The organism is Paenibacillus sp. Z3-2 (genome assembly GCF_054161325.1).
Genome location: NZ_CP096397.1, coordinates 6,233,492 through 6,253,921, shown reverse-complemented (window position 1 = coordinate 6,253,921; position 20,430 = coordinate 6,233,492). Strand labels below are relative to the sequence as shown.

Sequence of the window (20,430 nt, the reverse complement as noted above, 5' to 3'; positions counted from 1 at the left end):
CGGATGAGGCAAGTGGTTCAACTGCCGTTTAGTCACGAAGAGGTATTTCAGGGTGAAGCGGAACAACAGATTCCATATCATCGAATGTACGGGAAGCAATATTGTGTGCCTGCATTGACGGTCTATTCTCCCTCGGAGGTACAGGAGCTGCGTGCGGCAGCCGAGGCGGTAGACGGCATTTACTGTAAAGTGATGCGATTTATCCAGCAATATATGCCGGATTCTTTTTTAGAGCATCAGCTCGGGATCCATCCGGGGCTTATTCCGACGGCACGTATGGAGATGGTGACTGGAGGTATTACCCGTCAGGATTGGATTATTGGAGAAGCTGGGCCGAAGTGTATCGAAAATAATACGGACACCCCTACGGGTATACCGGAGGCTGCTGCACTGGAAGATATCCTGGTCGCTCTTGCTGAGGATGCTGCGATCACTTCGCCATCTGCAGAGATGGATGCACGTATTCGCGCGTGTTTCAAAATGTGGCTGGAATTCTATGCAGAGCAGGGATTGCAGAGTCCGGTGACGTTTACTTCTTTTGGCGAACATGTCGAAGATCGAACGAATACGGAATACCTGATGAGATGCTGTCAGGAAGCCGGATACGATGTCTTCTATGCCCCACTGGAGGAACTGGAGATTGTTCCTGGTGAGGCGCTTTACCACCAGGGTCGGGAGATTAACCTGCTGTACCGTCTCTATCCACTGGAGTATCTGATCGATGATCGGGATGAGACGACAGGTGTGGAGATTGGCGTAGCTCTGCTTGATCTTGTACGGGAGGGACGACTAGGCCTGATGAATCCCGTGCAGCATGTACTGATGCAGAGCAAAGGCTTCATGGCGGCAATCTGGTCGCTCTACGAGCGTAACGAGCAAACCCCGGATTATTGCGGGTTTACCCTCTTTGATGAAGCGGAAATGGACGTGATTTCCCGATATCTGCTGCCCACCTATTTTTCGGCAGAGCCTTTCGAGCTGAATGCCATACCGTATGTGTCCAAAAGTTATTGGGGACGTGAGGGCAGAGGTACTCTTTTGCTGGATGGAAGTGCAGTTCAGGAGGAAGAGTCGGCTCACGATTCAACCCTGAGGGTGAAAGACCAAGCCAAAGAGGATGAAGAGGAAATTACAGCTTATTACGAAAACCAACCCAAAATCTATCAGCAGCTGGTTCCGATGGAACAGGTTGTGATCGAGACGGAAGCTGGAGCGTACAGCGGCTATCTGCTTACAGGGGTGTTTGTTATCGGGGGGCGTTTGGCTGGGTTGCTACCACGGGTCGGGGAGAAAGTAACCGGAGATATGGCCTATTATTGCGCGGCTACGGTTCGTGAACGGATGAATGATGAGGAGGAGAAGGAATGGAGAACTTGGGATTGAACTTGCTGAATGTTGCGGTGGGTATAGGCATTCTGCTGGTGGTATTGGTGTGTGGATATTTCGCGTTTAGCAAATTGACCCGGTATAACGATAGTGAGGAAATCGCCAAAGGTAACGAGGCGGCAGGCATGTATATGGGCAGCAAATTGCTGGGACTGTGTATTATCGTGGGTATGGTGTCTTTCTCAACGCATTCGTGGCTGGATATGCTGCTGTGGTCGGCGCTTGGAATTATTGTGTTGTGCCTGGTCTATATTATATTTGATTTCCTTACGCCTAAAATGCGAGTATGCGAAGAAATCGCACGAGGCAATATGGCGGTAGCACAGCTGCTGCGTTCGATTATCATCGGCGTTTCCATCGTCATTGGTACGTTTTTGATGTAAAATAAGACATAGGGATTAACGATAATTTAGAATAAATATAGTGTTTACACGTAAACGAAGAGGACAGAAAAAATCTGGAGAAGCGAAGCGTTCACATTTATCATCGGATTTTTACCTTTGACAGAAGGTATACAAAAAATCCGAGGGTAACAGTGATCGTAAGATTATTCTGTACGCAGAGTTATTAAGTGTAATCTTGTATTTTTGTTCTAAATGAATATCAAACGGAAGAAGGAGCGCGGCATCATGAGAAGAGTCATCATCGATACAGATACAGCAGGAGACGATACGATTGCGATCCTGACGGCATTGCACCACTTTCAGGTGGAAGGCATCACCATCACGGGAGGTAACGTACAATTCGACCAGGAAGTTGAAAATGCACTGTACACGGTACAGGTTGCTGGACATGGCGGCAAGGTGCCTGTATATAAAGGTTGCGAGCGTCCGCTAATGGCCTATGGAAAGGCTCAGCACCGCACAGTGGAAGATGTGCATGGCGATGACGGCATGGGCGGCGCGCATTTTCCCAAGGCGGATCAACGTCCCGAGAGCGGGCACGCGGTTGATTTTATCATTGAGAAGGTGCATGCACATCCGGGTGAAATTGAGCTCTTGGCGATTGCTCCGCTAACTAACATTGCAATGGCAATTCAGAAGGACCCCACGATTATTTCGGAGATTGCTCATCTGTACATCATGGGCGGAACGAATAATGCACTGGGCAACATCACACCGGCAGCGGAGTATAACTTCTACGTGGACCCGGAAGCAGCGAAAATTGTACTGCATGCAGGCATCCCGATCACGATGGTTGGCTGGGAGATGTGTACGCAATATTCAGTCATGGACGATGATGATCATGCAGAGATTGCGGCTCTGGGCACATCCGGTGCTGATTTCTTCACAGCCATTAACAAAGTGGTTATGCAGTTCAACAAGTCGGTACATAAGCTGAATGGCACCACTCATCCCGATACATTGCTGATGGCTGTAGCCGCAGATGAATCCATCATGACCAAGTCAGGTCAATATTATGTGGATGTGGAAGCGGCAGGAGAGCTGACACGCGGATACAGTGTGGTGGATATCAACGGACGTTTTGGCAAAGAGCCCAATGTACGTGTATGTGAGGCCATTGATCGGCCCAAATTCAAATCCATGCTGCTGGATGTTCTCTCAGCGATCCAATAAACGCAGTAATTAAACTGCAGGTAAAAGAAAAAAATCCGTACCTTTTCCAGGTACGGATCTTTTATTGCCCATTTTTAGCAGAACTACTTCACCTGTCGTAGTAAGTTGTGCTATACTTCAACTACTACGACAGATGAAGTAACGAGGAGGAGTAACTTTTGTGATCAGCAGTGACGTTATACGTGGCTACAATGATACGCTGATCCTCTACATGCTGCTCGAAGGGGAGTCGTACGGCTACGAGATTTCCAAGAACATCAGGCAGCTGACAGAGGAAAAGTACGTCATGAAGGAGACGACATTATACTCGGCCTTCACGCGATTGGAGAAGAACGGTTATATTGAATCGTTTTACCTGGATGAGAATAGTCTGGGAAAGCGCCGTACCTATTACCGGATTACGCCGCCTGGCCTCGACTATTACAGACAGAAGTGTGAGGAATGGAAGGTTACGCAGGAGGTTGTTAATCTATTTATCAGGGAGTTGTGACGGAACATGGAGACAATTATGGTGTATCTGGAGAACATGTTTGCTGGTCTGCCGAAGACTCCCGAGGTGGAGCATCTGAAGCAGGAGCTCCTTTCGGGGATGGAAGATAAGTACCTGGAATTGAAGCGAGAAGGCAAGTCAGAGAATGAAGCCATCGGCATTGTGATCTCGGAATTTGGTAACATCGAGGAGCTAACAGCCGAACTCGGTATTCAGTCAATCAGCACAGAAGAGGCAGTACCTATACTGACGGAAGAAGAGATTTACGCATATACCACTGCGAAAAGAAATGCTGGATTTTGGATTGGACTGGGTGTTTTATTGTGCGCGTCGGGTGTGGCATTTCTGATTTTCATGGATACCTTGTTTGAGAGTTATGCCTATTTAGCTGCAAACCGTTCGGAAGAAACGGGCGCTGTACTGGGCTTGATCGGCATGTTCGTACTGATTGCCATTGGGGTTGGCATGTTCATTCATAGTGGCATGAAGCTGGATCGCTTCAGTCATATGGAGAAGGGCTTTCAACTTTCCTATACACTTAAAATGAGTCTTCAGCGTAGCCAGGAGAACTTCGCCCTAACTTATCGTGTAGCCATCATTACGGGTGTCTGCCTGTGCATTCTGTCTCCTGTTTTTATTTTCGCAGCCGCCTCTTTCAACGAAAACTACGCTTCTTATGGTGTATCTGCCTTTATGATCATGGCTGGGGTAGGGGTATTCCTGTTTGTATACTACGGCAATATTCAAGGGGCTTACACGAACTTGATGGATAAGCACCAGCTGACGGCAGAAAAGAAGCAAGAAGTAAAGGTTGTAAGAGCCGTAGAAGCTATTGTATGGCCGCTGGCGACAGCCATCTTCTTGTTCACAGGCTTTGTATTTCAGCGGTGGGATATCAATTGGGCCATATTTCCGATTACCGGTATTCTCTCCGGCAGCTTTAGCAATGTGTACCATATTATGAAAAGCAAAAATCCGTCATGAGCATGCTGCTTGGCTAGTAAAGCCCACCCGATCTATATAGAGCGGGTGGGCTTTTTTACACGTTTAATCTAATTCTGCTGCAACAAAAACGAGCGAATGCCGGTCGTGACCAGATCATGGTCTTCCTCATCAGGCAGACCCGATACCGTAATGGTGCCGACCTGTCTCTCATTTTCCAGAATCAGCGGGAAAGCCCCTCCAGCCAGTACATAATCAGATGCAGACAGGTTGAAGTCATGCTCAAGTGTCTGATTTTCATTTCTCAACCGCAGGGCAGTATGCCAAGAGCTAGAGAAAAAGTGATTAACAACATTGTTCTTGCGGCGGATCCAATCTTCGTTATCGGGATGAGTGCCTTCCATGGCGTGCAAAAAAAGGCGATGTCCCTTCAGGGTGATGTCAATAGTTACGGCTTGTGAACGACGTTTCGCTTCCTCAACCAGATGCAGGCCAAGTCTAAGCGCCATTTCAGAATCAAATGTGCCAAATACCAAGTCCTGTTCTTCCTGCTGCATTTCCTTTAATTTCTCTGTCATGGTCAGGTTCAAATTACAGGCAGCCCCTTTACATATATGATTTGATGTCTACATTCGACATGGATGGGTGTAGTCCCTTCTCGATGCAGTCTGAACGATGTTAGTAGATCTTTTATGCACAGTTAAAGACCGCTCATTTGGAGACCATACATCGGCTGTGTTAAAGTGAAGGGAACCTAATATACAAAACTCTTAAAGTTAAAATAATTTGTCGTTCAGTAGGCAGGAGGAGAGGCACGATGCTGTTTTATTTTGTAGCACTGCTGGTAACTTTGGTGGATCAGGGAACCAAAATTGCAGTGAGGATGTATATGGAAGTCGGTGACGTGATGAGACTGGGTGACTCCGGCATGCAATTGCAGCATTACGAGAATAGCGGAATGGCTGGCAGTCTGTTTCAAGGGAATGCGCGTCTCTTCGGCGTGATCGCTGTTCTGTTCATAGCAGGCATGCTGTATTACCGCAGAAAGGGTGAAATTCGCGGTTTCTGGATGCAGGCTGGCGCTGGTTTTATGGTTGGCGGGGCCTTGGGAAATGCGATCGATCGATTTATCTATGCCCGGGTAACGGACTTCCTCGTGTTTCCGTCAGGGCGGGGAATTCTGAATCTCGCCGATGTCGCGATTAATGTGGGTGTGGTCATGATCATCATCGGCATGTTGATTCGTGCATTTCAGAGTTATCGGGCCAAGCGTTTACGCAATGCTTTGCCGAAAGTTGAGCGTTCCTAATCGAGGATAACAGCATGGCTGTAACCCGCTGATTACTGAATATATGAAGGACATTGGATATAATCCGATGTCCTTTTTTGTGTTTTCTTGGTGATTTTTACAAGTCAGCTACTTGATTCAAATTTAGCGAAACCGTTTTAGGAATAATAAAGGCTTGTATAGCCAACGCTCATAGTACGAGTATGTGGAAGTATTAACCAAATGGTTATTTCACCATTTGAATGGGTAAATCTTTACGTATAAAGCTGAGGGAGGTACAACATGAGAACAACGCTTACCAAGGCTCTCGGGACAATGTTGCTGTGTGGAATGATGGCTGTACTTCTATCTTCCTGTACCAGTGGGGATAGTGCGAACGGCAAAGTGCAGATTGAATTTTTCCAGAACAAGCCTGAAGCCAAAACAACCTTTGATGAATTGATCAAGACGTTCAACGCGGAGCATGACGATATTCAGGTGACACAGGTGAATCCGCCCGATGCGGAGACGGTATTGAAGACGCGTGTCGTCAAAAATGATATACCGGATATTATGGCCATGGGCGCAACCGACACCTATTCCATTTTGGCCCAGAGTGATATTTTTACCAATCTGACGGACAGCTCATTACTCCAGACGATTGATCCTAACTACATACAAATGCTGAAGGATGTCACAGGGATGGACGAAGTGACAGGGGTTCCTTACGCAACTAATGCGAACGGCATCATGTACAACAAAACGCTGTTTAAGGAAATGGGATTGGACGTACCCAAGACGTGGGATGAACTCATTGCGACCGCCCAAAAGATCAAGGATGCAGGTGAGATTCCATTTTACTTCACATACAAGGATGACTGGCAGACGAGCCTGCCCTTCAATGCACTTGGCTCCAATCTGGTCGGTATTGATTTCTACCAGGAACGGCGTGATAACAAAGTGACGTTCAAAGAGGAATACCGCGAGGTAGCTGAGAAGCAGCTGGAACTCATGAAGTACGGTCACGGCGATAACTTTGGTAAAGCCTATTCGGACGGTAACCGTGCTTTTGCAAACGGTGAAGCCTTCATGTACATCCAGGGTACCTGGGCCATCTCGGAGATTCGCAAAGCGAACCCGAATGTCGACATCGGTTTCTTCCCATTCCCAACGGGCAACGATGCAAGTGAAATCAAGCTGGTGAACGGAATTGACTCTCTGTTTACCATCGCAGCGGACACGCCTAATCGCGAGCAGGCAGAGACATTCATTGCGTTTCTGTTAAAGCCTGAAAATATCGGAAGATACATTGGTGAACAGACGCTGTTCTCTGCGGTAGAAGACGTGAAGCAGGATGATCCTGCCGTACAGGAATTGATGCCTTATATTGAGCAGGGTAAGGTCGTTGACTTTGCCGATCACTATATACCGGCTGCCGTGCAGCTGAATTCCATCGTACAGTCCTTTCTGCAGAACCAAAACATCGACAACTATCTGGATACACTCGACAAAGAATGGGACAAGGTCGCGAACCGGCGTTAACCCTTGTCTGAAGGAGGATGGAATATGAACAAGCGTATCGCACCTTATTACTGGATGACGGTTCCGGCGGTAGTATTGTTCTTCGTATTTATGACACTGCCGGCCCTCCAGGGCATCTATTATTCCTTTACGAATTACAACGGATTCGGGAAAGAATATGATTTTGTTGGCTTCAAAAACTATTTCAACTTGTTCCAGGATGACAATGTAGGTAACGCCTACTGGTTTACGTTCAAGTTCGCGATCGTTGTGACGATCCTGACCAATATCCTGAGCCTGCTCATTGCACTCGGGCTGAATGCCAAGATCAAGTTTCGTAACTTTTTCCGCGGCATTTACTTCCTGCCCAATATTCTGAGTGTGCTGATCGTAGGTTACATATTTAACTACTTATTCTCCAACGTATTCCCGATCTGGGGACAAAATCTGGGTATCAACGCGCTATCCACGAACATACTTGGTAGCGAAAGTCTGGCTTGGATCGGTATCGTCATTGTTGCAGTATGGCAATCCGTGGCCCTGAATACGATTCTGTATTTGGCTGGTCTGCAAACGATACCAACGACACTGTACGAGGCATCCAACCTCGACGGCGCAGGCAAATGGCGTGAATTCTGGAGTATTACCTTCCCGCTTATTGCCCCATTCTTCACCATTAATATGGTGTTGGCGATGAAAAACTCGCTCATGGTCTTCGACCAAATCGTAGCCTTGACCAACGGTGGTCCCGGACGGGCGACGCAGTCCATCTCCCACCTGATCTACACCGGAGGATTTGAAGGCGGCGAATATGCGTATCAATCTGCGAACTCGGTTATTTACTTCATCGTTATTGCGGTGATTTCAATTCTGCAAATCCGGTTCCTGCAAAGAAGGGAGATGGATCTGTAATGAGAAGCCGTACACGAATCAATTGGCTCGTTATGCTGCTCGTTGTGCTGGGTACCCTGTTTATCCTGTTCCCATTGTATATGACCGTTACGATTGCTTTGAAAAATCCGGAACAGATGGCCCAATCGGTCTTTGCCATTCCGACAACGTTTCACTGGGAGAATTTCGCGAGGGCCATCGACATGACGAACTTCTTCCAATCGTTCCGTAACAGTGCGATCGTTACCGCATCAACTGTGCTCTTGACGTTGCTCAGTAACTCGATGGTGGCCTATGCGATTGCGCGGAATATGGAAAAACGCAAGTTTTTCAAAGGGCTCTATTATTACTTTGTCAGCGCGATGTTCATTCCGTTCCCGATCATCATGCTGCCGATTGTTAAGCTGACCTCATCGCTGGAGATGACGAATCTGGTAGGGCTGATCCTGCTGCATACGGTCTATGGTCTGGCATTCAACGTATTTGTGTACGTTGGATACATCCGGTCCATTCCGGTAGCGCTGGAGGAAGCGGCTTTTGTGGATGGAGCGACGACGTGGGGCACGTTCTGGAAAATCATTTTCCCGCTCATGGCGCCCATCAGTGCCACGGTTGGAATTCTAACTTGCCTGTCCACGTACAACGACTTCTTGCTGCCACTCATTATTATCAGTGATCCGGGACAGTACACGCTACCGCTGGTACAGTATGTATTCCAAGGGCAGTTCAATACCGAGTTTAACCTTGCATTTGCATCCTACCTGCTCGCGTTACTGCCGATGATTATCATCTATCTGTTCGCACAGAAGTGGATCATCAACGGGGTTACACAAGGGTCCGTGAAATAACGGATAGATGTGGGAAAGAATAGCATCGGTGCAAGAGATACAGATAAGAGAGGTGGACTTTAAGAGTCCCCTCTCTTTTTTTGATCATTCTCATTTATCGTTCGAAAGCTTTTCAGGTGGATTGATTAACCTGTAAATCTATGCTATTTTTTAGTCGTTAGTTTAAACGGTAAACAAAGACTAGAAGAGAAGAAGATTAAGGTTCGATTTTGCAAGCGCTTTAACGAATGAACTGAATACGTGGATGAATCCGGCATCGTTTGTACCCAGTCTTCAAGAGCGCAGGCGTAGGTTGGCGGTTTCTTTTACATGCAGAGAGAGGAGAATGGGAAAGGTGCAGGGGAAAAAAGGACATTTTAACTCACTCCGCAATCAGATATTCATTGGTTTCGTTATGGTGATGCTCGTTGTTCTGCTGCTCGCAGGCATATCTGCTTATGACCGGGTGGCCGCTCTGCTAAAAAGCAATGCCGAGAAACATATCCATCAAACCGCAGTCCAAGCCAGTGGCAGAATGGATGCACTCATTGCACAGGTGAACTCCCTGACAGCCCAGGTTGCGGATGATTCATATGTACAGCGTCTGCTCAGCGATGAGAAGCAAGGGAAAGCGGCAACCTTTAATCAGCGTCAAGCTCTCTTGCAGATTGCAGGTAGTTATCAATCTTTCATCAACGGCGCGCAAAGTATGGAGATATACACTACGGGTTATAATCGGATCTTTCCGATGGATGACCGATCCCTCGATCTCAGGGTAGAGCGTAGCTGGATCACCCAAGCGGACGAAGGAAAAGGCAGAATGGTGTGGGCAGGCTCTGATCCGGAAGATCCGGGAGTGCTTCTGGCGATTCGAAGGATTAATCTACTGGATCATTCTTTTGAACATGGAGGCTATGTTGTGGTGCGGATGCAGCGGAGTTTTTTTCAACTCAATGATTCGAATGGGGCAGATAGTTCGCAGGACTCCATCATGCTCTTGGACGCAGAAGGAGAGGTAGTGACTTCTGATCCGAAGATTAATCTCGACCCAAAGGCCATACTCTACAGCGGATCTGTCGTCCAGAACGGAGAGGAATCCTATATCGTCGTTCGACAAAAGTCTGAATTAACCGGATGGACACTTGCTGTCCTGACACCGCTGCGGGAGACAACGGAAGGTGTGTCCATCTTGAGGACGGCGCTGCTCGTCTCGGGAATAATCGGTGTTATTCTGTTCCTCGTCATGTCGTTCTTTCTGTCCACGATGATTACACGTCCGTTAATCCGGCTAATGCGAGCCATGCGTGGTGCACAGCCGGGAGCGATGAAGCCCAATCTGATGGTCAGCTCTACGATGGAGATCAATGAACTCAACGAGGTTTATAATCAGATGGTCTACAGGCAGAACGAATTGACCCGGGTGGTTCATGAGAAGGAAGTCATGCAGTCCCGAGCTGAGTTAAAGGCGCTACAATCTCAGATTAACCCCCATTTTCTATTCAATACACTGGAAGCGTTCTATTGGTCCCTTGAGGAGAAGGGAGATGAGGAGATGGCACGTATGGTCGTGGCGATGTCCAGATTATTTCGCTACATTATCTCCAGTTCCCAGCAGGATGAATGGGTTACGATGGCCGATGAGTTGGAACACGCAGAGCGTTATCTTCGAATTATGCAGATGCGGTTGGGAGAAAGAATGCAATGGGAGATTCAGCTGAGCGATGCGGTGTGTAAGGTCCCAATTCCGAAACTGCTCATACAGCCCTTGGTCGAAAATGCGATTCTTCATGGGATTGAAAGTAAACTGGGCCCGGGAAAGATAATCGTCCATGTGGCTTCGACCGAGGAGAATCTGGTTCGCATTGAGGTTCGGGATGATGGTCCTGGGATGGATGAATCCCGGCTTCAATCTGTCATTCATGCCTTACATGGCGGTCCCGCTGTATCCAACAAGGGTACAGGCGTAGGTCTGATCAACGTACATCGGCGGCTGAAGCTTTACTTTGGCAGCCAACTCGGTGAACGTTGCAGGCTGTCCATTACGAGCAAGGTTGGGGAAGGGACCGTTATTTGCTATGAGATTCCGAAGGGAACGGAGGGTGCATATGATTCATGACAAAACGATTCTTATCGTTGATGATGAACCTCGTACAAGAGAAGGCATTCGCAAAACACTGGAAGGATGGTCGGCAGGACGAAATCACATTCAGACTGCAGAAAGTGGCGTCGAGGCCGTGGAATGGCTCAAGAAAAAGCCGGCAGATCTGTTAATAACGGATGTTCGCATGCCGGAGTTCTCCGGCTTGTCTCTGATTGAAGCCATTCAGCATTTTTCGAACAAGCCTGTTGTCCTAATTATGTCGGGACATGCCGATTTTCAGTACGCCCAGCAGGCTATTAAGCTGGGGGTCGTGGAGTATATGTTGAAACCCATTGATAAGGAACAGTTGCTTCAGACCGTCGAGAAAGCCCTAAAGTTCAGCGAACAACAGCGACGTATTCAAACGATGCAGGAAATGGTTGACCCCAAGCTTCTGGATGCCAAGGAGCGCGGGGAACAGAGGCTTAATAGCCAGATCAGTGAAGCTTTGGCTTATGTGGAGACTCATCTGGGTGAACATGTGACCATGCGTGATATTGCTGATTTACTTCATCTAAACTCCAGTTACTTCAGCGTATTGTTTAAGGAGCAGGTCGGAATCAATTTTAGTGAGTATCTTACCCGCAAACACATTCAGCGTGCCAAGGAGTTGCTTGTGCAGACGACTATGCCGATCTCGGAGATTGCGGAACAGGTCGGTTATCAGACGGATAAGTATTTTATCAAGGTATTTAAAAGTCTGGAGGGGCTTAGCCCAAGCAAATATCGTCATTCCCTCAATAATACAAGGTAACAATTACCTTAAAAAAGTGGAGTTTTTCCAAATCGTCCTAGTCTTATGGGTGTGTTGGGTGAGTGCTACAATTTGGTTAAAGCGGTTACATTAACCGAAAAAACCAAGGGGGTTGGGATGATGAGCAAAAAGACGATGGCCATGCTTCTGTCATGGACGCTGGTTCTCGCAGTGATTTTATCCGGATGCAACAATTCAAGTTCTGATCAAGAGGGGGAAACGGGCGGCAATGGTACAGATGGAAAAGTGACCCTTAAATTCATGCACCTCTGGCCAGCAGGTAGTTCCGCACAGCAGAACAAATTGGTCAACGATATCATTCAGCAGTATCAGACGGATCACCCGAATGTGACCATTAAACAAGAAGTGCTGGAGAATGAACAATACAAGAACAAACTGAAAATCCTGTCTGCATCCAATGAACTTCCCGATGTGGGTGTAACTTGGGCTGCTGGATTTCTGGAGCCTTATGTGAAAGGCAATCTGTTCGCACCGGTGGATGATCTGTTGAGCGGCTCACTGGGCGAGAAATTCATAGCCGGCACAACCGAAGCCTATGCAATAGACGGCAAAACATATGCGTTACCCATTGAGCTGAATATCTCCCCCATTTATTATAACAAGGCCATTTTTGCCAAATATAATCTACAGCCGCCAGCAACGTACGATGAATTCCTGAGTGTGCTGAAGACCCTGGCAGAGAACGGTGAAGTACCGATCGCACTGGGTAATAAAGACCGCTGGACGGGCTCGCTCTGGTATATGTATCTGGCGAATCGGTTAGGTGGAGATGCATTGGAAAAGGCTATCAATGGCTCTGGCAAGTTTGACGATCCTGCTCTGACGCAAGCTGCTGCGGAGGTACAAAAGCTGGTGGATATGAATGCCTTCAACAAAGGCTTCAACGGGTTGTCTAACGATGAGGGCAAATCCGAATTCATGAACGAAAAAGCTGCCATGTATCTGATGGGTACCTGGGAACTGCCGAACTTCACGACGAACCCGGACATTCCACAGGAATTCAAGGATAAGATCGGATTTTTCAAATTCCCGACGATTGAAGGCGGTAAGAGCGACATTAACAGCTGGGTAGGTGGTCCAGGCGTAGGGCTGTTCGTGGCCCAGAACTCCAAAGTGAAGGAAGAAGCGCAGAAGTTCGTGCAATACTTTGTGGAAAAATGGGGCGAGAGCTCGGTGACTGAAGCCGGCGTCATCCCGGCTACCAAAGTGGATACGGCTCAAGTACAGTTGCCACAGCTCTACACAGACCTGCTGAACGAATTGAATCAGGCCAGCAGTCTTACGCTCTTTGCAGACGTGCAGATGAGACCGGCAGCCGCTCAGGCACATCTGGACATGATTCAGGCGTTGTTTGGCAAAGCAGTTACACCGGAGGACTTTGTGAAGAATCATCAGGCTGCGATTGATAAAGGCAATTGACGTACACACGCTTGAACGCTTGAAGGGAGGATAATGTGATGGACAAAGTCATGTCCAACCGTCTCGTTGCTGCGTTGTACGTGCTTCCTGCACTGCTTCTGCTGCTGGTCTTGGTCTACATCCCGATCGTGCTCACCGGATATTATGGTTTGATGCAATGGGACGGGATCGGTGCAATGACCTTTATTGGATTGGATAATTACGCCAGATTGCTTCAGGACGGAACATTCTGGCAGAGTGCGAATCATACCTTTTTACTTGCTTTATTCTCCGCGCTGAGCCTGATCGGTTATCTCATAATTGCTCTGGTGCTGTCGGGCAAGATCAAGGGCGCGAACTTTTTTCGAAAAATATACCTGATCCCGATGCTGTTGTCTTCCGTAGCCATCGCACAGCTATGGCTGAAAATATATCATCCCAGCAACGGGGTGCTGAATACATTCCTGGAGGCGATTGGATTCAGCAATCCACCAGCCTGGCTGGCCGAGCCATCCCTGGTACTGTATGCATTGTTCGTGCCAATTCTGTGGCAGTATGCGGGCTTTTATATTTTGATCTATTATGCGGCGCTCAAAAATATTCCGGAATCCCTGGTGGAAGCCGCCCGGATTGACGGGGCAAGCCCGTGGCAGATCGCTTTTCGAATCAAGCTGCCGCTAATTACAGAAGTCATCAAGGTGACCGTGGTGCTGGCTGTGGTGGGCTCGCTCAAGTATTTCGATCTCATCTACGTGATGACCGATGGCGGACCGAATGGCTCCAGCGAAGTGATGGCCTCCTATATGTATCGTCAGGCGTTCCGTAGCTTCGACTTTGGTTACGGCAGTGCTGTAGGTTTCTTCCTGCTCTTGATCTGTCTGCTCGTTACCTGGTTGCTTCGAAAAGCGACAGCATCCAAAGATACGATTCAGTATTCCTGACGTAAGTGAAATGAAAGGAGGTCCATCCCGGTGAAGACGGATACGGCCGTTAGATTGCCAACTTACCCGGGGACAGACCGAGGTTCTGCATGGCTCAGAAGATTCGGCTATGTTCTACTATATTTCCTCTTGTCCCTGGTAGCTGTACTGCAAATTCTGCCCTTGGTATGGTTGCTGTTATTCTCGCTTAAAAATAATCAGGAAGTATTCGACATGGCGCCTTTTTCCCTTCCTGCTACGCCGCGTTGGGAGAACTATGTCAAGGTATGGACTGAAGGCAATATCAGCTTGTACTTCTTCAACAGTGTATGGATCACAGTGGTCTCGGTGGTGTTCACCGTGCTGTTTGCCAGTCTGGTGACCTTTGCCATTACACGTATGCGCTGGAAGGGTCGTTCACTGGTGCTGGGGCTATTCATGGTAGGTCTGATGATTCCGGTACACTCCACGTTGATCCCGCTGTTCAGCTTATTCCTGAAGCTTCATCTAACGGATCATCCTTTGTCAGTCATCCTGTCCTATATTGCATTTAATATGCCAATTACCATTATGATTCTACTCGGATTCTACTACGCGCTCCCTCGGGAGGTGGAAGAAGCCGCTGTAATGGATGGTTGCTCCGTGCATCGGATTTTCTTCCGGATTGTGCTGCCGATGACATCTTCGGTCATCTCCACAACGGCGATCATTAACATGATCTATAACTGGAATGAATTCATCTTCGTCAATACGTTCATCAGTACAGATGCGTATAAGACCCTGACTGTTGGGGTGCAGAACTTTATCGGTCAATATACAACGGATTGGGGAGCCATTGGTGCGACGCTGATGATCAGCATTATGCCAATCCTGATTGCTTTTCTCATTCTGAGTAATCGAATCGTGGAGGGAATTGCTGCGGGTTCTGTTAAAGGTTAAAAGGTCAAGGACTCTTCTATTACTTGCTTAAAAGGCAAGTAATAGAAGAGTCTTTTTTTGTCTTCTGAAACGTCTGGTAAGCGTACGGAAGATGGGCTTGATGAAAGCGATAAAAATTCCTATTTATGGGATTACAAAAAACTTTCAACTATTTTCGCAAAACTACTGCATTTTCAAACTACCTGTGCTAACATACCCTAAGAATTAAAGCCCACATGGGAAAGGTGAGAAAATGACAGCAATATCCTCAACCAAAGAGTCCCTTCGGTCTGATGCCAAGGATTTGAATCTGATTCGGCTGACATGGCCTATTTTCTTGGAACTCTTCTTATTTATGTTGATGGGGAGTGTAGATACGCTCATGCTCAGCTCGGTGTCCGATAACGCGGTCTCCGGCGTTGGAGCAGCCAACCAGATTATTTCTATCGCTATACTTGTACTGGAAGTCATTGGACATGGTGCTGCGATTGTAGTGGCACAATATATTGGATCGAAAAAGCTAAGTGAAGCAGCACAGGTTACAGGTAATGCCATTACACTGAACCTTATTGTGGGGCTGGTCCTGAGCGGAATCTTTCTTCTGTTCGGAGGACATCTGTTATCACTCCTGAACATTCAAGGCGAAATTTATGATTTTGCCCGTTCGTATATAAATATCGTCGGGGGCGGTATCTTCCTCCAGGCACTCATTAATGCACTGGCTGCGACGATCCGTACACATGGTTATACCAAAGAAACGATGTACGTCGCTGTATTCATGAACGTGATTCACGTGGTTGGTAACTATGCATTGATCTTTGGTCACTTCGGTCTGCCAAAGCTTGGGGTGGAAGGGGCAGCCATCTCTACGGTGGGAAGTCGTTTTATCTGCCTGCTGATCTTCTTCTGGTTGTTGTATCGTGTGAGCGAGGTGCGGGTGGATTTCGAATACTACATTAAATTGTCCAAACATTTTATTGGCAAAATTCTGCGGATTGGCATTCCGTCTGCGATGGAATCCATGGTATATCATTCCTGCCAGCTCGTGTTCACGCTGTATGTGACCTATCTGGGCGCAGAAGCCATGGCAACCAAGCAGTATGCGGGTAACATCTCCAGCTATATCTACTTGTTCAGCATGGCGATTGGTATGGGGACATCCATCATTGTAGGCCGGCTTGTGGGTGCACGGCGCAAAGATGATGCGTACAAACGTGTTTTTGACAGTGTAAAATGGGCGCTTCTGGCTACGGTTATCATTGATGTGATCATCATTCTGTTCCGTGTGCCGCTGATGAGCATATTCACGGATAATCCTGAAATTATCAAGTTGGGCGCTCAAGTGATTTTACTGAGTCTTTTACTCGAAACCGGACGTACCTGCAATATTGTGATTATAGGTTCCTTGCGTGCGGCAGGGGATGCAAAGTTCCCGGTATACATGGGTCTGATCTCCATGGTCTGCATGAGTCTGCCACTGGGGTATCTTCTTATATTCCAGCTTCATCTGGGGCTTGCGGGTGTATGGCTTGCCATTGCGGCAGATGAGTGGACCCGAGCGGTTATTATGTACTTCCGCTGGAAGAGCAGAGCCTGGGAGAAACATGAACTGGTGGAGCATGATGAAGAAGAGTCGGGTGCACAGCCAGTACCGGCTGTCTGAGGAAGAATGATGTACGAATAAATAAAAGGAGAGTCAATGACGGAAAGGATATAATCCGTGATTGGCTCTTTTTTGCGTTCTCGGTAGAGTCAATAGAATCCAACTTAGCAAAAATGATCAAAACGGCGATGACATCGTTCACGTATAGTAAGGATATGGAAGGGGGCTTTACCTCAGTTGAGCCGTTACCGTGCAATGATTCAGCAAAGTTTGTTCTATATTGAGACCCATCTGCATGAGGAGATCGGGCTGGAAGAAGTGGCATCGGAGGCGTTGTTGTCGCCTTATCACTATCACCGGATTTTCCGTAATGAGGTGGGCATGACCGTCGTGGATTATATCCGCAATCGCCGGATGAGTCTGGCGTCCACGGCCCTGCGAACCACGGATGCAGGCATTCTGGACATTTCCCTAGCATGTGGATTTGAGAGTCAGGAAGCCTTCACCCGCGCATTCCGCAAATTATATGGCATGCCACCAGGACGTTTTCGCAAATTGTTCGATCTGAAATTATTCGAAGGAAGAACCAGAGGAGGAGAATTACAGATGAATCAGACGTCAACGATTACAGGATGGATGTTAACCGGAAGTCACCCGCAGAATTATGAGATGGGTATTGATCCTGCTGAAGTGCATCAGGGGAAAGCTTCGGGGTATTTGAAGGCCGTTACGCCGATGGAGTCTAACGAGTTCGCAACGATGATGCAGCAGTTCAGGGCGGACAAGTATGTGGGTAAGCGGATGAAGTTATCGGGATTCGTGAAGACCGAGCGTGTGGATGCCTTCTGCGGATTATGGATGCGCGTGGATAATAACGTCCATGATGTACTTCAATTTGATAACATGCATGATCGGCCAATCACGGGTACGCAGCCATGGAATCAGTACAACATTGTACTTGATGTGCCGGAAGGCAGCGCGGTTATTTCGTTTGGGGTTATTTTAAATGGTAAAGGAAAAGTTTGGGTCGACAGCTTCCGCTTCGAAGAAGTGGATCTGAACACACCGCTGACGCATATGGAGACAGAATACGAGATGTCGGACGAGCCGCTGAATCTGTCATTTGAGGAATAGATGCAGAGGTGATCAATAAGCGGTTGCCTAAACAGTAACATGAATTGGGAATCTATAGACCAAGGGCTGATCCAATCAAGGATTGGCTCTTTTTGTTGCCTTTAGGGTATAAAGAAAGTAGAGCCAAGTCCAAGCTGAGAGGATACAAGTTTCTCATGCAAATTGCAAACTCATCCATAGCTAATTAACATAGACCTTGCTAACATAAATAAAAAGAACTGAATATTTACACGAAAACGAAGAGTGCAGAACCATTCGAAGAAACGAAGTTCAAAGCTTTCTGTAAGAAAGCTACTTCGGAGCATATGCTACGCCCTTTATCAACTAATAGCGATCGGAAGGCGGTACTGCACTTGAAGTTATCTCGTGTAACGTAGAGGATGAATCCCATGAATAAAAAGGTGCTCGTGGTAGATGACGAATCAAGCATCGTCAGTGCCATTGCTTACGCGCTGCGGCGCGAAGGATATGAAGTAGAGACCGCGAGTGACGGTGAAGAAGCTTTGGTCAAGGTCGCATCGTTTCACCCGCAGGTCATGATTCTGGATGTGATGATGCCGAGACTCGATGGATACGGTGTCTGTCGCAGGCTGGAGGACCGGGAGGATATCGGCATTATTTTACTGACCGTCAAAAATGATATCGTGGACAAAATCGTTGGCCTGGAAATGGGCGCGGATGATTACATGACCAAACCATTCGAGGTCCGTGAACTGCTCGCAAGGGTGAAAGCGCTCATGCGCCGTGTCGAGAAGAGCAGTCCACCACCTGATGATTCGAAGAACCAAGCTATCGTGAATGGCGATCTGCGTATTCATGTTGCTCACCGCACGGTGACCGTAAATGAAGCGAAGCTGGATCTGACACCAAAGGAATTCGATCTGCTGACCATTCTCATGTCCAATCCTGAGCGGGTGTACACGCGAGACGATCTGCTGGATCGGGTGTGGGGGATGGAATATGCGGGTGGAACCCGAACCGTGGACATTCATATTCAGCGTTTGCGCAAAAAAATCGGAGATACGCATCAGCAAAAATTGCAGACTGTATACGGGATTGGCTACAAAGCAGCTGGGCATGAATCGGGCGGGGTCGTATGAGAGTCAGCATCAAGCTGAAATTCAGTGTTTTTCTGGCGGCATTGCTCATCCTGACGGTGGTGGTGCTCAGCTCACTTGTACTGCGAGGTATTGAGCGTAATCAGCAGTCACAGATTGAAGGGATTCTGTCTCAGCAGACACGGTTGGTCAACTTGAATGTGCGACAGTCCTACTACACCGAATCCGTTCATCTGGAACAGGAAGTCTTTTTACAACAAAACGGACGCAGGCTTGCACAGGAACTGGCCAATTCCACCGGATTGCCGATAGCGCTCTATGATATGAAAGGCCAGCAAGTTGGTTCATCGATCAGCTCCGGGGAGAGTGAGATTGTTCAGGAGACGCTCAACTATGCACTGCAAAATAAAATTGCCTATCATGAACAAGGGGACACCTTGCTCTACTCCGCACCACTGGACGGTCCGGAGGGGCAGATGGGTGCCGTATGGATGCAGTATCCGGTCCAGAGTTATCAAGATTTTTATGCCCGTATTCTTCAATTGTTCATGTGGGCGGGGATTGCGGTTGTGGTGCTGAGCTTCATTCTGGGGTATCTGTTCTACAATCGGTTTGCCGTCGCTATTACCCGGCTGAAGAAGTCCGCAGATTCCATTCGGGAAGGCGACTACATTACGGAGTCTCCGGTCAGACGCAAGGATGAACTGGGCGAGCTTGGACAGGGCATCTATTATATGAGTACATCCATTCAGCAGAATATCGCAGCTATGCATGCGGAGCAGCAGAAGCTGCAGCTGGCGATTGAGAAGCTTCAGGCGCTGGAACAGCAACAGAAACAATATATCGGTAACATCAGCCATGAGTTCAAGACGCCGCTGACGTCGATCAAAGCCTATGTCGAGCTGCTCGACATGTATAAGGATGATCCACAACTGCTTGATGATGCCACGAATAATATTGGCAAAGAATCCGAGCGGTTGTACGAGATGGTGGAGAAGGTTCTACATTTATCTGCCTTGGAGAAGTACGACTTCGAGAACCAGGCCGAAGATGTCGAGGTCAGTGCTCTGCTGGCAGATGCCTGTGGTCGCATGCGGGGGAAAGCGGAGAAGTTTAGGTTAAACATGGAACTGGAGCTTGAGCCGACGGTGATCCGCAGTGACCGGGAAAGTCTTATGCATATTTTCATCAACCTGTTGGATAATGCCATCAAATATAACGTCCCGGATGGTGTAATCCGGGTGAAGAACGAACTGCGGATGCAGGATCACCAAGCGGTCATTCGCATCTACAACTCGGGTACGCCGATTCCGGCAGAGGCACAGGAGAAGATTTTTGAACCTTTTTACACCGTGAACAAAGACCGGGCCAGAAAAACGGGCGGAACTGGACTCGGACTATCTCTCGTGAAGCAGTTTGTTGAAAAACAGGGCGGTACAATCACTTTGCTTCCAAGTAATCTGGGCGATTCTCAGAACGAAGAAGGTGTGACGTTCCAGCTCATATTCCCTCTAGCTGATGCAAGTTTACAAGTTCGAAACAAGTCTGAATAACTTTGGAAGTATGTAGTGTGTATGCTTGGT

General features: G+C 47.8%; 19 protein-coding genes. 18 read left to right on the top strand and 1 reads right to left on the bottom strand.

All coding sequences use genetic code 11. The features are described 5' to 3' along the window. Nucleotides 1-3: 3 nt before the first annotated feature. The 5 genes from M1D71_RS27885 to M1D71_RS27865 all read left to right on the top strand — a co-directional run bounded on the left by M1D71_RS27885 (nt 4) and on the right by M1D71_RS27865 (nt 4,437). Nucleotides 4-1,383, top strand: a complete 1,380-nt coding sequence (locus M1D71_RS27885) for a glutathionylspermidine synthase family protein (RefSeq protein ID WP_458124511.1) — start codon at nt 4-6, stop codon at nt 1,381-1,383. Continuing rightward, complete coding sequence (locus M1D71_RS27880) at nt 1,365-1,769, top strand: DUF350 domain-containing protein (protein WP_458124510.1); 405 nt, start codon at nt 1,365-1,367, stop codon at nt 1,767-1,769. Before M1D71_RS27885 ends, M1D71_RS27880 begins: the two co-directional genes overlap by 19 nt. A gap of 246 nt (nt 1,770-2,015) precedes the next feature. Next, entirely contained in the window at nt 2,016-2,963 is a 948-nt protein-coding gene (locus M1D71_RS27875; protein WP_366347657.1) for a nucleoside hydrolase, read from the top strand. Between the two features lie 160 nt (nt 2,964-3,123). Beyond that, nucleotides 3,124-3,453, top strand: a complete 330-nt coding sequence (locus M1D71_RS27870; protein WP_458124509.1) for a PadR family transcriptional regulator — start codon at nt 3,124-3,126, stop codon at nt 3,451-3,453. Nucleotides 3,454-3,459: 6 nt separating this feature from the next. Then, on the top strand, nt 3,460-4,437 hold the full coding sequence (locus tag M1D71_RS27865) for a permease prefix domain 1-containing protein (RefSeq protein ID WP_458124508.1): 978 nt from the start codon (nt 3,460-3,462) through the stop codon (nt 4,435-4,437). Nucleotides 4,438-4,505: 68 nt separating this feature from the next. On the opposite strand, the gene M1D71_RS27860 is transcribed toward M1D71_RS27865, so the two are convergent. Then, complete coding sequence (locus M1D71_RS27860) at nt 4,506-4,985, bottom strand: heme-degrading domain-containing protein (RefSeq protein WP_458124507.1); 480 nt, start codon at nt 4,983-4,985, stop codon at nt 4,506-4,508. A gap of 227 nt (nt 4,986-5,212) precedes the next feature. Here M1D71_RS27860 and lspA point away from each other — a divergent pair, with 227 nt between their 5' ends. The 13 genes from lspA to M1D71_RS27795 all read left to right on the top strand — a co-directional run bounded on the left by lspA (nt 5,213) and on the right by M1D71_RS27795 (nt 20,400). Beyond that, nucleotides 5,213-5,704, top strand: coding sequence for a signal peptidase II (lspA, locus tag M1D71_RS27855; protein WP_458124506.1), 492 nt, complete (start codon nt 5,213-5,215; stop codon nt 5,702-5,704). A gap of 309 nt (nt 5,705-6,013) precedes the next feature. After that, a complete protein-coding gene (locus M1D71_RS27850; RefSeq protein WP_458127370.1) occupies nt 6,014-7,204 on the top strand; it encodes an ABC transporter substrate-binding protein in 1,191 nt (396 codons plus the stop codon). A gap of 24 nt (nt 7,205-7,228) precedes the next feature. Then, the gene (locus tag M1D71_RS27845) at nt 7,229-8,095 is read left to right on the top strand and encodes a carbohydrate ABC transporter permease (RefSeq protein WP_036606633.1); all 867 of its coding nucleotides are present in this window, start codon (nt 7,229-7,231) and stop codon (nt 8,093-8,095) included. Next, entirely contained in the window at nt 8,095-8,922 is an 828-nt protein-coding gene (locus M1D71_RS27840; protein WP_458124505.1) for a carbohydrate ABC transporter permease, read from the top strand. The genes M1D71_RS27845 and M1D71_RS27840 overlap by 1 nt, the downstream gene beginning before the upstream one ends. A 334-nt stretch (nt 8,923-9,256) precedes the next feature. Then, nucleotides 9,257-11,017, top strand: a complete 1,761-nt coding sequence (locus M1D71_RS27835) for a sensor histidine kinase (protein WP_458124504.1) — start codon at nt 9,257-9,259, stop codon at nt 11,015-11,017. Beyond that, nucleotides 11,007-11,795: a response regulator transcription factor gene (locus tag M1D71_RS27830; protein WP_458124503.1), complete on the top strand. Its 789-nt coding sequence runs from the start codon at nt 11,007-11,009 to the stop codon at nt 11,793-11,795. The genes M1D71_RS27835 and M1D71_RS27830 overlap by 11 nt, the downstream gene beginning before the upstream one ends. 120 nt (nt 11,796-11,915) lie before the next feature. After that, nucleotides 11,916-13,235, top strand: coding sequence for an extracellular solute-binding protein (locus tag M1D71_RS27825; RefSeq protein WP_458127369.1), 1,320 nt, complete (start codon nt 11,916-11,918; stop codon nt 13,233-13,235). Nucleotides 13,236-13,273: 38 nt separating this feature from the next. Further along, nucleotides 13,274-14,155 carry a carbohydrate ABC transporter permease gene (locus M1D71_RS27820; protein WP_458124502.1) on the top strand — a complete coding sequence of 294 codons (882 nt, stop codon included), beginning with the start codon at nt 13,274-13,276 and terminating at the stop codon, nt 14,153-14,155. A 54-nt stretch (nt 14,156-14,209) separates the two neighbouring features. Continuing rightward, the gene (locus M1D71_RS27815; protein WP_458127368.1) at nt 14,210-15,073 is read left to right on the top strand and encodes a carbohydrate ABC transporter permease; all 864 of its coding nucleotides are present in this window, start codon (nt 14,210-14,212) and stop codon (nt 15,071-15,073) included. Between the two features lie 232 nt (nt 15,074-15,305). Continuing rightward, complete coding sequence (locus M1D71_RS27810) at nt 15,306-16,715, top strand: MATE family efflux transporter (protein WP_145324756.1); 1,410 nt, start codon at nt 15,306-15,308, stop codon at nt 16,713-16,715. A 177-nt stretch (nt 16,716-16,892) separates the two neighbouring features. Further along, nucleotides 16,893-17,789 carry a helix-turn-helix transcriptional regulator gene (locus M1D71_RS27805; protein ID WP_458124501.1) on the top strand — a complete coding sequence of 299 codons (897 nt, stop codon included), beginning with the start codon at nt 16,893-16,895 and terminating at the stop codon, nt 17,787-17,789. Between the two features lie 389 nt (nt 17,790-18,178). Next, a complete protein-coding gene (locus M1D71_RS27800; RefSeq protein WP_458124500.1) occupies nt 18,179-18,889 on the top strand; it encodes a response regulator transcription factor in 711 nt (236 codons plus the stop codon). Beyond that, complete coding sequence (locus M1D71_RS27795) at nt 18,886-20,400, top strand: ATP-binding protein (protein WP_458124499.1); 1,515 nt, start codon at nt 18,886-18,888, stop codon at nt 20,398-20,400. Before M1D71_RS27800 ends, M1D71_RS27795 begins: the two co-directional genes overlap by 4 nt. Nucleotides 20,401-20,430 lie beyond the last annotated feature (30 nt).

Bases quoted from the DNA above. Each gene is read 5' to 3' on its own strand.
- M1D71_RS27885 (WP_458124511.1), top strand. From the start codon at position 4: ATGAGGCAAGTGGTTCAACTGCCGTTTAGTCACGAAGAGGTATTTCAG.
- M1D71_RS27880 (WP_458124510.1), top strand. From the start codon at position 1,365: ATGGAGAACTTGGGATTGAACTTGCTGAATGTTGCGGTGGGTATAGGC.
- M1D71_RS27875 (WP_366347657.1), top strand. From the start codon at position 2,016: ATGAGAAGAGTCATCATCGATACAGATACAGCAGGAGACGATACGATT.
- M1D71_RS27865 (WP_458124508.1), top strand. From the start codon at position 3,460: ATGGAGACAATTATGGTGTATCTGGAGAACATGTTTGCTGGTCTGCCG.
- lspA (WP_458124506.1), top strand. From the start codon at position 5,213: ATGCTGTTTTATTTTGTAGCACTGCTGGTAACTTTGGTGGATCAGGGA.
- M1D71_RS27850 (WP_458127370.1), top strand. From the start codon at position 6,014: ATGATGGCTGTACTTCTATCTTCCTGTACCAGTGGGGATAGTGCGAAC.
- M1D71_RS27845 (WP_036606633.1), top strand. From the start codon at position 7,229: ATGAACAAGCGTATCGCACCTTATTACTGGATGACGGTTCCGGCGGTA.
- M1D71_RS27840 (WP_458124505.1), top strand. From the start codon at position 8,095: ATGAGAAGCCGTACACGAATCAATTGGCTCGTTATGCTGCTCGTTGTG.
- M1D71_RS27830 (WP_458124503.1), top strand. From the start codon at position 11,007: ATGATTCATGACAAAACGATTCTTATCGTTGATGATGAACCTCGTACA.
- M1D71_RS27825 (WP_458127369.1), top strand. From the start codon at position 11,916: ATGAGCAAAAAGACGATGGCCATGCTTCTGTCATGGACGCTGGTTCTC.
- M1D71_RS27820 (WP_458124502.1), top strand. From the start codon at position 13,274: ATGGACAAAGTCATGTCCAACCGTCTCGTTGCTGCGTTGTACGTGCTT.
- M1D71_RS27810 (WP_145324756.1), top strand. From the start codon at position 15,306: ATGACAGCAATATCCTCAACCAAAGAGTCCCTTCGGTCTGATGCCAAG.
- M1D71_RS27800 (WP_458124500.1), top strand. From the start codon at position 18,179: ATGAATAAAAAGGTGCTCGTGGTAGATGACGAATCAAGCATCGTCAGT.
- M1D71_RS27795 (WP_458124499.1), top strand. From the start codon at position 18,886: ATGAGAGTCAGCATCAAGCTGAAATTCAGTGTTTTTCTGGCGGCATTG.